The organism is Spirosoma litoris (genome assembly GCF_054776755.1).
Genome location: NZ_BAAHBI010000023.1, coordinates 1 through 12807 on the forward strand (window position 1 = coordinate 1; position 12807 = coordinate 12807).

Below are 12807 nucleotides of genomic sequence, written 5' to 3' on the forward strand. Positions count from 1 at the left end.
TAATTTTAGTCGTATAATCCATCTGGCTAATATACGACATGAAGATTCTGATTTAGTATAAGTAATTTTTGACTTGTGGTTGATTATAGTCGACTTCGGTTGAAACAATAATGTCATATTCACTTGTCAAGGCTTTTATACCTCGCAGTGCTTCTTCATTAATAGGATAGTCAGATTTTATTAACACTAGTTTAGTGGAGCTGCTAAGCTCGAAGAGACTTTGGTTGGATTGTCGCTGTTTTCGATTTTACTTTTTTGTGAGTTGCCTTACTCTTGTAATCACGAATAAATGCACTGATTTCCTGACGAGCTTTATCTGTTAATGGCTCACTTTCAATTACAAAATCAATACCTTTTGGCTCTTTTATATGTCCCATGACGGTTATGATTTAAAATACTTATCGACTAGGATTTGTGCTGATTGAGTTGGAATAATCATTCTGTGACCGCCCAACGTATAAGCCCCCAACGTTTTTTCGTAATGCTCTATTAGCTTCGTCTTAGCGGTGAAAGCCACAAACCCATCAAATCCTTGCTGAAATGAAACTTTACAGGCATGAGCCACTAAATTTCCGGCAACGCCTTCGTAAAGCTTAGTTTGACCGATATTAAACGGCGCGTTCTCAAGTAAGTGCATATACACATAATCAGGCTCCAATGTCAAACTCAACAGACCTTGAATTATACCTGGATTGTTGATGATTGTCAATTTGAAAACTTCTTTTGTATTGTCGTTAAGTTCTGATCTCCAGTTAAAATTCCACCCGCTCTTTTTAGTTACATTCTTTAAGTCAGACTTGGTCAAACGCAAAATTTCGGTAGTAAAGCTATCCCCTGATATTGTGTTTTGAATTGAGTTTGTCAGCTTGTCTACGACAAATTCGAGATGTATTGGCTTATTTATTTTCACGAAGCTAATTTACGTAAAATCTCTGTCTTGATCCAGCTCCACAGGCTACTCACTCCGCAAACTCCTCACCGGATTCATTAGCGCGGCTTTTACACTCTGGAAACTCACCGTCAGCAGGGCAATAATCACCGCTACAAAACCGGCTAGGGCGAACATCCACCACGCGATATCAATTTTGTAGGCGAAGTCGGCGAGCCATTGGTTCATGGCGTACCAGGCGAGGGGAGCAGCAATGATGATGGCGATCAGGACCAGTTTCAGGACATCTTTCGAGAGGAGCGTTACGATACTGAGAACGCTGGCGCCGAGCACTTTGCGCACACCAATTTCTTTGGTGCGTTGTTCGGCGGAGAAGGTCGCTAAACCGAATAAGCCCAGGCAGGAAACCAGTATGGTAAGCAATGAAAACCCGTTGAATAAGGTAATCATAAGTTTGTCTTTTTGGTATTGGGCATCAAAGGCCACGTCCAGAAACGTGTATTCGAAGGGGAAGTTTGGGTAGTGCTTTTGCCAGGCCGCTTGTACCAGTGGTAACTGTTCCGGCTTCATTTTCAGCGTCAGGTTAGCGGGTGGCGACGTATTGAACACTAGGATGACGGGTTCTATGGCTGTATGCAGAGACTGATAGTTGAAATTCCGGATCACACCAACGACCTTGCCCTTGTGCATAAACCCTTCCATCGGCTGGCCAATGGCCTGTTTCCAGCCAGCCTGTTTCACAAAGGCTTCGTTCACCAGAAATGCCCCATTCTTATCGGCTTCCGAACCCGCCGATAGGTTCCGGCCGCTCGCCAGTTTCATGTTCATCAACGGCAAAAAGCGCTCATCGATGGAGAGATAGTTGCCCATGACTTCCCGTTTTTTGCCCGCCGATTGAAAAATGGTCGTTGCCTTGGTCAGTAGAGCATCGGGCATGATTCCCGATCCAAGCGATACATCCCTAATTTCTGTGCGGTGCCGCAGCTCGCTGGCGAGGGCATACCCGTAGGTTCTGGCCAGCGAATCGTCGGGAAGATGAACGGTTAATACCTGCTCTTTGGTGAAACCCAGATCGCGGTGCTGCATGTAATTCATCTGCCTATGCGCCACCAGCACACCGACAATCATACCCACCGCCAACACAAACTGGAATACCGTTATTGTCTGCCGAAGCCCGAATCCTCTCCCCAAACCTCCTGATTGTTTTCGTAATACAGTGGCCGTGTTAAAGCCAGACAAGACAAAAGCCGGATAGAGTCCACCCAGCAAGGCGGTACTCAGTAACGCAATACCCGCGATCAGGAAACCGTCGCGCCAGGATACATTGAGCTGAAGTTGTAATAAGTCGTTGAAAAAAGGAATGGTGATGGCCAGCAGGATGATGGCCAGAACGACCGCCAGTACACTCAACAGAAATGACTCAAACAAAAACTGGCCGACCAACTGCTGTCGTAACGCTCCACTGGCTTTTCGGATACCCACTTCTTTGGCTCGCCCGGTGGCTCTGGCCGTCAACAGATTGATGTAGTTGAGCAAGGCGATGACCAGCACAAAGCCAGCCAGAAAGAGGAAGAGATAGCCGTATTGTTTATTGCCTTTTGGCATGTCGCCCAGTTTCCCCTGACTAAAATGTACGTCTTTCAGAAACTCGGTCTGGAATACAACAGAATAGCCCGTTGCGCCTACTTTCTTCAACTCCGGCTGGATATGGGTTTTACTAATCAAGGCCAGTTTGTTCTCGAAGGCGTTCAGATTGGGGGCTTGTCGGAACAGAACGAATGTATAAACCGGAAAGTCATCGACTAGCCAGTCGGTGTATTTCGTATAATCCTTGGCCAATAACGCGCTGATTTTCATATCGGCGTTTGAGGGCAAATCGGCCATGACGCCCGTAATTCGATAGAGCTGTTTGTTGCAAAGGAACGTCTCGCCCAGCACACGGGTACGTCTGGCGTATTTTCGGGCAAAACTTTCCGTAACAACCGCTGTGTTGGGTTCGGTCAATGCCCGTGCCGCGTTCCCTTCGATGAAGGGATAAGTAAAGATCGAGAAAACGTCCTGATCGGCATAGTACACATTGGGTTCATTTCGCAAATCGGTGCCATACCGAATGGGGGCTGACACCGGTTCGAACCGGGCGGCCGCTTCGACCTCCGGATAATCCCGTTTCAAGGTACTGGCCAGCAAGATGGGGCTGGGGGCTATCGACATCGGCACGTCGGGCGTTTTCAGGTACGACGTTACCCGAACGATGCGGTCGGCATTTGCATGAAAACGATCGTAGGTGAATTCATGCTTCACGTACAGAATCATGAGCAGGCAAGCCGTCAGGCCAATGGCCAACCCGCCAGCGTTTAGGCTAGTGTAGAGTTTGTTATTCCAAAGGTTACGGCGGGCGATTTTGAGGTAGTTGGTTAGCATGGGGCAGGGAGCACGGGGCAGGGTAAATGAAATGCGGTCTATTGGCGCTGCCAGATTTGTTCTGACAGCCCATCAATAGAATGCTCCAAAGTACTGAAGGGTTGTTTTTCAGGTTGTTAAAAAACGTTAAGCTTATGCCAGAAGCTGGCGCGGGTAAATTGACTTGAAGAAATTAATCGCTGAAAAGACCATCTATCAGCCCACCGCTTTAGCTGTGGGTTGCCCGTAAAGAAATCGAATGACCTCAACCGTTTCAACGGTTTATTGGGAATCCAAACCGTTGAAACGGTTCATGAATAGCGTATTTTTCACAGCCCCACAGCTAAAGCAGTGGGCTGATAGGGGTTACATAGTCAATTCGACACTTATTTAATTCAACTCAATATACTCGTGCCCGCCCGCGCTTATCATTTCGTGATCACCAATTCATCTTTAACCTTTCCGTCCTTATCATAAACCGTATACGTCAGCTTTTTCCCCTGAATGTCCATTAGTTGATAGAAAGGGCCGTTTTTGTAACGGAGGGCTGCATAGGGTTCGTCGGGCCAGATTTCGTGTTCGCTGGGAATGCCGATGGAGATGGTATAAATCGTTCCCTGTGCGGGGCTGGCAACGTCTTTGCCGTTATAGGTGGGTTTGGAGCGCATGTAATAATGCACGTGGCCGCTCATGACCATGTCTACGTGATATTGATCGATGAGTGGACCCCAGGCTTTCCGAATATCGGCGTAATCTTCTTCAAACGTGTAGGGTGGAAAATGGAGAAACATAAACTTCCAATCGGCTTTTGATTGGGCGAGTTGCTGCTTGATCCACGCAGTTTGTGCCTCGATGGGAGCCGTCGCGTCGATCATTAAGAACAACGCATTTTTGTAAGTAAACGCATAAGTCTGCTCATCAGGCACTTCGGGATGTTTCGGGCCATTGTGCGGCAAACTGAACATCTGTTGGTACATCCACGCGCCCAGCCCATCCTGACTGTCGTGATTACCGGGAATGGGCAACAGCGGTTTAGATTGGAAAACATTTCCCGAATACTGCCACAATTCATCCCACTCATCCCGATGCAAACCCGTGCTGACCAAATCGCCCGCTATTGAGTAAAACGAAATGTTGGGATGACGGATAAGCGTTTGCTGAGCCATATCGCCAAAAACAGGCGACTTGTGCGTATCCCCAAACCAGATAAACGAAAAGCCCTCATTCGTAGTGGATTGCGTCTGGAAAGAAGCCACCGCCGACCAGAGCCCATTCGCCGAACCAACCTGATATTCGTACGTTTTACCCGGTTGTAAGCCGGTTAACTGTGTTGTAAACCGATGTACGTATCGATCATTCTGCAACAGCCGATCTTCCATTATAAAGCGACTTGCCGCTTTGGTCAGGGTGTCCCGGCTTCCCTTGAGCCAGTATTTGGTAACGCCACTCGGTACCGACGCGGCTACCCGCCATTGAATGTCCTGGGTCGTGGTGGGGGAGCCGCTCCAGCTAAGTAGGATATGATCGGGCCGGGTGCTGGACGGGAATTTGGTTTGTCGGAAAGCACCTACTAAATGAGCCTCGCGGGCTCTTCCCCGAATTGTTTGAAACAACGTCTGACCACGTAATGATTCAGGTACTTCGTTCAGCGTTAAATCGCTCCAGTCGTGGTAGGTAAAGGCTCCTTTCTGAAACGTAGTAAACGTTTGTTGAGCCGGAAAAATGGGGGTGATACGCAATGAATCATTTGGGCGTAATGCTTTCGCGCTAATGAAATACACCGGCCGATGTTTATCGAATCCATTGATACCCAGAGAAACCACGCCTGCATCAAAGGTCTTTTGCCAGACTTCGTAGGTATATTCTTCGTTCTTGACGATCAGCTCCGTTTTCCGAAAGCCACTGTCTTCCAGCCAGAACGGGAGAACTTTCTGCGCCTTATCGCGCATGAGCGAAACAACAACCGGGACATTGGTCTTAAAAGTCCAATACTGAGTAGCTAACACCTTTTTTTCCTGCGGAGTCAGAAAGGAAAGCACGAAATTCTGCTGAATCGTGTCGAGTTGCTGAGGCTGGTAGGTTTTATACAAACGAGTGACAACACCATCCATCACATCCTTCACACTGGTCTTGGGTTGGGGTGTATCACGAGCCGTAAAAGCTGACAATAAAAGTAAGAATGGGAAAAGGAGCGATCCGGGAAGTTTCATGGAGCCAGCTAGTTGGGAAGACATTATCTCCCAATAGTACGTCTGGCTTCACTGCAAAGGCTATTTGTGGACTGTTAATTTTTTGTGAGCGATGTAACTATATCCCGTAGGGATCGAACAGCATAGCGTCGGTAGATAACGTGATTTGAGATTTTGGTAATCGTGCCGTCAGGTACGAAACTGATTACGTACCTGACGGCACGAAGGCGGTTGGGAATGGTCTCGAAGCTACCAACGCTACGCTGTTAAGCCGCGGTGGCGGACCATCCCTAACGGGGCAAGAAAGGGCTCGTTTAGTTGGGCGGCCTGGTTAAACCCTGCACCGCGCTCCCTGCTCCACGCTATTCACTCCGCAAACTCTTCACCGGATTCATCAGCGCGGCTTTGATGCTTTGGAAACTGACGGTCAATAAGGCAATACCCACAGCCAGCAAACCCGCCAGAGCGAATACCCACCACTCGATATCGATTTTGTAGGCGAAATCGGAAAGCCATTTGGTCATGGCCCACCAGGCGAGGGGAGAAGCTAATACAATGGCGACAATCACCAGTTTCAGGAAGTCTTTGGAGAGTAGCGCCACGATGCTGGCAACACTCGCCCCCAACACTTTACGTACCCCGATTTCCTTAGTCCGTTGTTCGGCGCTGAAGGTGGCCAGCCCAAATAAACCCAGACAGGCAATGAAAATAGCGAGGGCTGAAAAAATACTGAACAGAAGGCCATATTGCTTATCCGACTGGTATTGATGCCCGTAAAATTCGTCCAGAAAGAAGTAATCCAGCGACGATTCTGGAAACAGCGACCCCCAGATCGTTTCCACCTGACTCAGCAACTGTTGCGGATTGTCGGTTCGGAATTTGATTGAGTAATAATCTGTTGGAATCCAGCTGAACGCTGGGTCCATAAACAGGATGATGGGCGTAAACGGTTGATGGAGCGATTGTTGGTGGTAATCTTTCACTACACCAATGATTTCGCTGGCTTGCTTTGGTGTTGTTTCCAGCGCTATTTTTTGCCCGATAGCCTGTTCGTTCGACGTAAATCCGAATAGCTTAACGGCTGACTCGTTGAGCACTAGAGCCGTTGAATCGGCGGGGCGGGTTTTGTCGAAGCCGCGTCCGGCCAGTAAGCGCAATCCATAGGTCGGCATGAAGTCGAAATCGACCTTTAGCATTTCGACGAGTTTATTATCGGCGGCACTGGCTTCGAACCGACGATTGGCCAAAAACTGCCCTACTTCCTTGCCCGGAACAGAACCCGACCCTGTCACCTTCGATACACCGGCCAGTGCATTGATGCGTTTCTTGAGGAGTTCAATTTTACCCGCATAATCAGGCGTATTGACGGGCGATTTGAGAACGACCGTTTGATCGGTCAGCACACCGGGACGCTGGTTCATCATGTAGGCCGTTTGCCGATAAACAACCAGCGTACTCACCAGCAAAATGACCGAGATGGCAAACTGCACCACAACCAGCGATTGTCGAAACGACCGTTCTCTGCCCGAAAAGCGGAAACGTCCTTTCAGTACCGAAGCGGGGGAAGCCCGGAGCAATACCGTTGCCGGATAAAGGCCTGTCAACACAATGCCCACTAGCCACAACGCCAGAAACCCGAAAATGACCAACGGATCGGCCCACACGCTTTGTGCCGAATGCAGGTGCAACGAGTCGGGAAGTAGTTGTGCAGCAACAAGTACCATCGGTATGGCCAGAACGAGCGCAATGGTGTGTACTAGCAGGGATTCAATCACAAACTGGAACAGTAGCATCCGTCGCGTAGAGCCAATCATCCGTCGAACGCCCGCTTCTTTAGCCCGGTGCATCATCCGAGCCGTAGTTAGATTGCTGTAATTCACCCAGCTAATCAGCAGAATGACGAGGGCGATAACGGATAAAAACGTAACGGCAGTTCGGTTGCCTTTTACTTCAATTTCGTTCGGTGTAGCTGCATTAAGGTGCAGGTCCTGAAGCGGCACCAGTTGGATGCCCCACGTAACATCCCGCATGGTTGGCTCGGTTTTATAGTGCTCTGCCAATGCCGGAAATTTAGCTTCGACCTTACCGGGATCAGTATGCGGTTTGAGTTGCACGAACGTGTAGCTGGCATGCTGATACCAGAAGTGCCAGGCGCGGGGCGGGGCGGTTCGGCCAGAAATCAGCATGTCGAACTGCATGGTCGAGTTGACGGGCAGGTCCGCAAAAACGCCCGTAACCTGACAAGTCAGTTGCTGCGATCGGGTACTGATTTCGAGAGTTTTGCCCAGTGGGTTCTGGTTGCCAAAATACTTGTGTGCCGCCGACTCCGACAGTACGACGGAATTAGGTTCATTCAGGAAGGTTCGCCGGTCACCGCGCACCACCGGATAATCGAAAAAGGTAAAGAAGTTCGAGTCGGCCAGGCAAACGTGGGGCTCACGAAACTTCTGATTCTCGTACCGGACAACCCGCTCCGAGTTTCGCCAGATGATGCGTGTAAAGCTTTCTACCTCTGGGAAGTTGGCTTTCATGGCTGGCGCAAAGCCGTTCGTACTGGTTGCCCAATGCTCTGATTTGTGCCCGCCCCCATAAAACAGGCTTTCGACCCGATAAATGGATTTATCATCCGCCTTTTCACGATCAACGGCGACCTGATCATAACTCTGCTCAAACTGAACATACTGAATCAGTAATCCACACGTGGCCAGACCGAGTGCCAAACCCGTAATATTAAGCAGGCTGTATAACTGCTGTTGACGAATGGATCGCCAGGCAATTTTGAAATAGTTTTTGAGCATAGGGCAGTAGGGTGTAGAGACGCAATCCCTTGCGTCTCCTTAATCGGATGGTTTTTCGGCTACTTGTCCGGCTGACTAAAATTGCAGACGCATAAGAAGAAGACGCAAAGGATTGCGTCTCTACTCACTTCGTAAACTCTTGACCGGATTCATCAGCGCGGCTTTGATACTCTGGAAACTCACCGTCAACAGAGCAATGCCTACGGCCAATAAACCCGCCAGGGCGAACATCCACCATTCAATGTCGATTTTGTAGGCGAAATCGTTTAACCATCGACTCATGGCATACCAGGCAATAGGCGAGGCTATGATAATGGAAATGAAGACCAGCTTCAAAAAATCTTTGGAGAGTAAGCCAATAATGCTGGTGACCGATGCGCCCAGCACTTTCCGAACCCCGATTTCTTTGGTTCGTTGCTCAGCCATGAATGCTGCCAGTCCGAACAGACCCAGACAGGCGATTAAGATGGCGAGTGCGGCAAAGGTTAGCGCGATTGTGCCGATGCGTTGTTCGGCCCGGTACATTTCGTCGAAGCTGTCGTCCATGAACTGGTAGCTAAAGGGTTGACCAGGGGCGATTTGCTTCCATTTTGCTTCAATCTGTTTTACGACTGCGGGTAAATCTGTGCTACTGATCCGGAACGAAGCGGCCCCTGAATTGGAGTCCAGCACCAGAGACAACGCGCTGATGTTGCGCCGGAGCGACTCAAAGTGGAAATTTTTAACAACACCAAGGATGGTATAGGTCTTTCGGGTTCTAGCCTGATTATCTGTAAACCGCCAGACGCGCTTACCAACCGGATCTTTGAAACCTAATACCTTCACCGCGGCTTCATTTAGAATTATACCCGACGAGTCAGAGCCGAACGCTCGTGAAAAATCACGGCCCTTCACCAGTTGCATCCCTAATGTCTTTACATAATCGTAATCAACACCCCAGTTCTGCATATTGATACCGTTGTTCAGATTTGACTCACCTTCGGCAAAGAACGAATTATCGCTCCGGCTAGAGGGTATCGGCAAAAAACCTGATATACTACCGCTTACGACGCCTGGAAGCCGTAGCACCTCCTGCTTAAAGGTTTCTGCCTGCTTCCCAATCGAATAGACACCGTAGACGCTTAGAACCTGGTTTCGGTTGAAGCCTACGTTCTTGGTTTGGATGTAGGTGATTTGTCGATACACAATAATTGTCCCCACAATCAATACGACCGACATCATGAACTGAAAGACGACCAACCCGCTCCGTAAGCCAGCACTTCTGAAACTGACGTTTATCTTGCCTTTAAGTACCGTAATGGGCTGAAAAGTGGATAGGAAAAAGGCAGGATAACTACCCGCCAGTAAGCCAACGATGATGGGCAGGCTGATAAGCAATGGCAGATAATACGGCGATATGAGTTGCTGAATGCTCATCTCTTTTCCGGCAATAGTATTGAAGCCCGGCAATGCGATAGCTACGATGCTGATTGCCACGACCATGGCCAGAACTGTAGTTAACACCGATTCGGTCATAAATTGACCAACCAGTTGTTGACGTTCCGAGCCCAGCACCTTTCTAACCCCGACTTCCTTCGCTCGATTTGCTGAGCGGGCCGTAGCCAGATTCATGAAGTTAATGCAGGCAATGAGCAGAATAAACAGAGCAACCGCCGAGAAAATATAGACGTATTGAATATCGCCATTCGGGGAAAGTTCGTATTGCTGTTTAGAATACAGGTGGATGTCGGTAAGCGGAATGAGCCAGTATCCTATCTCGTTGCCAGCCTTCCGAAACTGCTCCATGGTTGTACCCACCGTTTGCAGCGCTTGCGGGCCAATATACTTTTCAATAATGGTGTCGAAGTTTTTGGCAAAAACAGCCGGATTGGTATCTGGTTTAAGTAAAATGTAGGCATAATGGTTATTGCTAAGCCACTGTCCCCATTCATAGTCATCGTTGAGCATGGTCAGGAAGAAATCGCTGCGGAAATGCGAGTTCTGGGGCATATCGCGCATTACCCCCGATACCTTAAAGGTTTTATTGTTGTCGAAAACCATCGCCTGGCCCAGCGGATTCTGATTGCCAAAGTGCCGTTTCGCAGCCGACTCGCTAATAACCACCGTATTGGGTTCGGCGAGTGCCCGTTTGGGATCACCGGATACAAGGGGCAGCGTGAACACATCGAATAGGGTCGAATCGGCGAATGTGATATCGTCTTCCCGAATGCTCGTTGGCTCACCCGTTCGTTTCACCGACCACGTTCCACGCCGGTGCAACCGCACAAACTGCTCCACTTGCGGATAGTCTTTTTTGAGTGTTGGGCCTATGGGATCAGGGGCGAGGGCAAAGTTCATATCATTACCCCCGAACTTAAGGTGAGTTTGAATGCGGTAGATGCGGTCGGCTTTTTCGTTGTAACGATCAAAGCTCAGCTCATCCAGCACATAAAGCATAATGAGCATGCAACAGGCCAACCCAACGGCCAATCCGAAGATATTGATAAACGTAAAACCCTGTTGTTTACGAAGTGTTCGCCAGGCGATTTTGAGATAATTGAGGAGCATAAAAGGCTGGGTTTTGGCGTAGGACGAACGTGCAAGAAACACATAAAACCGTACTGCGTATGAGCCATCGAGTCGGCATTTGGGAATTATCAACGCATACTTTATTACCCCAAATGTTGTACCGAAAAGATAAGTAGCTTATTAATAATGTGTTAGCTTAAAAGTTTAATTCGGAAATGTCCGAATCTGGACAGCTGGCGGACAGCCACGGACAAAACAGAGGGATAGTGGCCGCTGCTTGCCCACGAGCAGTTGGGCGCTTTTTGCCCCCTGAAATCTCCTCACCCCCGGCCCCTCTCCCAAAACGGGAGAGGGGAGCAAAACCTCTACAAGGACAGCCTGTTTACCAAGGGCAGGTTGCTGGGTCGGGAAAGTACTCTTCGCTGAAAAATTTACCTGTAGGCCCGTCCTGACCAATCAGTGCATACTTAGCAATACGTTCTCCTGCCTGTTCCACGGTGCTTGTACCTTGATGACCCGTAAAATCAGTTTGGGTATAGCCAGGGCATACCGCATTGACTTTGAATGAGGTTTCGCGGAGTTCGTAAGCAAGATTGATCGTGTACATATTCAGGGCTGCTTTCGACGCCTGGTAGACAACATACCTGTTGGGATAGTCACTATTGCCAAGGTCGGCGGCTAGCTGTAGCGAAGCCATTGCGGTGCTTACATTCACAATACGGGGCTCTGGCGATTGATTTAGTAAATCAAAGAATGCCTGGGTAACCCGAATTACACCTAATAAATTGGTATCGAACACTACCTTAAATTGATCAATGGTTGATCCAAGTGCCGATTGGGCCAGCTCGCCCGAAATACCTGCGTTATTGATCAGAACATCCAGGACTGATGTTTTGGTACCAATCACTTCGCGGGCAGATTTGACCGATTGATCATCGGTGACATCTAGTTGAACGGCTTCAATGTTGCTAATTCCCAGAGTGTTGAGTTCTTTTTCTACGGCTATACCTCGATCCAAGGATCGGCTGCCGAGGTAAACGTAGAACCCATTCCGGGCGAGTTGTTTGGCTACGTCGAGGCCAATGCCCCGCGTCGCTCCTGTTACTAATGCTACCTTCATGTTCATCAACTGTCTTTTAAGTGAGTGGGCAAAAGTAGCCAGTTGAAAAACGGCTGAAATGTAAAAATCACTTCAATTTGAGGACAAATCGCGCAAGTCTGTCACAAATTCAGTAACGCTCTTGCCCGTCCTCTTTTTGAATAGCCGTGAAAAATAACTCGGGTCATTAAAGCCCAACGCATAAGCCAGTTCCTTCACTGAAACGGTAGTATATTGAAGTTGACGTTGAGCTTCCTGTATCAGTCGATTGGTAATCCATTCTTTAGGCGAAACGCCGGAATATTCCTTCACCACAGCGTAAAGGCTACTCGTGGTCATTCCCAGTTTTTTGGCGATAAAGTCTACCGTTTGCTGCTCCGTCAGTTCCGTTTCGACGGCAAGCTTAAATTCGATATACTTCTCAACCTTCGGATTGACCCAGGCCTCATAATGCCCTTTCTCGAAGTAGGCACTGTTAAACTCCGTGAGCAATGTGTTTAAGTGCGCCAGAATAATGTCCGCTTTTATTGGTTTTCTGGACGAATGAAGCAGTTGAAACAAGATAGAAAGAATGGCTTTGACTCGCTCTTTAGCCTCTGGATCAAAGGTAATTACGTTAGAGTTGAGGGGGTTAACTAAAAAAGGGTAAGCATGTGGGAGTAATTTCAGTGTGTTTTCATCGAAACCAATCTTATAGTGCTGGGTTTTCTTTTTTGCCGCTTCGTGCGCGAAAATCTGGTTGGGTAACCCAAAAACCACTTGACTATCTGATATGGCTACATCTTTCAGATCGGTCTGAACGGTTTCAGAACCCTGATCCATAAACACAAAATAGTAATAAGATAACCTGTGAGGCTGAAGTAGCTTCTGTAGGGCATCTTCGGGTAGTTCGATCGCGCAGTTTTCGTTTACTGTGATCGTCAA

At 48.5% G+C, this 12807-nt stretch carries 8 protein-coding genes; all 8 read right to left on the bottom strand.

The genetic code is table 11. The features are described from left to right. Window positions 1-203: 203 nt before the first annotated feature. Window positions 204-377: a hypothetical protein gene (locus tag ACYVGR_RS15135; RefSeq protein WP_460958058.1), complete on the bottom strand. Its 174-nt coding sequence runs from the start codon at window positions 375-377 to the stop codon at window positions 204-206. A 5-nt stretch (window positions 378-382) separates the two neighbouring features. Next, window positions 383-910: a hypothetical protein gene (locus ACYVGR_RS15140; RefSeq protein ID WP_460958060.1), complete on the bottom strand. Its 528-nt coding sequence runs from the start codon at window positions 908-910 to the stop codon at window positions 383-385. Window positions 911-955: 45 nt separating this feature from the next. Beyond that, on the bottom strand, window positions 956-3310 hold the full coding sequence (locus ACYVGR_RS15145) for an ABC transporter permease (protein ID WP_460958062.1): 2355 nt from the start codon (window positions 3308-3310) through the stop codon (window positions 956-958). Between the two features lie 407 nt (window positions 3311-3717). Next, the gene (locus ACYVGR_RS15150) at window positions 3718-5523 is read right to left on the bottom strand and encodes a purple acid phosphatase family protein (protein ID WP_460958064.1); all 1806 of its coding nucleotides are present in this window, start codon (window positions 5521-5523) and stop codon (window positions 3718-3720) included. A gap of 317 nt (window positions 5524-5840) precedes the next feature. Beyond that, window positions 5841-8276, bottom strand: a complete 2436-nt coding sequence (locus ACYVGR_RS15155; RefSeq protein WP_460958066.1) for an ABC transporter permease — start codon at window positions 8274-8276, stop codon at window positions 5841-5843. A gap of 120 nt (window positions 8277-8396) precedes the next feature. Next, window positions 8397-10823 (bottom strand): ABC transporter permease, encoded by a 2427-nt coding sequence (locus tag ACYVGR_RS15160; RefSeq protein ID WP_460958068.1) that lies wholly within the window; start codon window positions 10821-10823, stop codon window positions 8397-8399. A 343-nt stretch (window positions 10824-11166) separates the two neighbouring features. Next, window positions 11167-11904 (bottom strand): SDR family oxidoreductase, encoded by a 738-nt coding sequence (locus ACYVGR_RS15165; protein ID WP_460958070.1) that lies wholly within the window; start codon window positions 11902-11904, stop codon window positions 11167-11169. Window positions 11905-11976: 72 nt separating this feature from the next. Beyond that, complete coding sequence (locus tag ACYVGR_RS15170) at window positions 11977-12705, bottom strand: helix-turn-helix domain-containing protein (RefSeq protein WP_460958072.1); 729 nt, start codon at window positions 12703-12705, stop codon at window positions 11977-11979. Window positions 12706-12807 lie beyond the last annotated feature (102 nt).

What these genes read in the sequence shown, in the direction of transcription:
- ACYVGR_RS15170 (WP_460958072.1), bottom strand. Translation starts at nt 12,705, where the DNA reads ATGGATCAGGGTTCTGAAACCGTTCAGACCGATCTGAAAGATGTAGCC.
- ACYVGR_RS15165 (WP_460958070.1), bottom strand. Translation starts at nt 11,904, where the DNA reads ATGAAGGTAGCATTAGTAACAGGAGCGACGCGGGGCATTGGCCTCGAC.
- ACYVGR_RS15145 (WP_460958062.1), bottom strand. Translation starts at nt 3,310, where the DNA reads ATGCTAACCAACTACCTCAAAATCGCCCGCCGTAACCTTTGGAATAAC.
- ACYVGR_RS15155 (WP_460958066.1), bottom strand. Translation starts at nt 8,276, where the DNA reads ATGCTCAAAAACTATTTCAAAATTGCCTGGCGATCCATTCGTCAACAG.
- ACYVGR_RS15135 (WP_460958058.1), bottom strand. Translation starts at nt 377, where the DNA reads ATGGGACATATAAAAGAGCCAAAAGGTATTGATTTTGTAATTGAAAGT.
- ACYVGR_RS15150 (WP_460958064.1), bottom strand. Translation starts at nt 5,523, where the DNA reads ATGTCTTCCCAACTAGCTGGCTCCATGAAACTTCCCGGATCGCTCCTT.
- ACYVGR_RS15160 (WP_460958068.1), bottom strand. Translation starts at nt 10,823, where the DNA reads ATGCTCCTCAATTATCTCAAAATCGCCTGGCGAACACTTCGTAAACAA.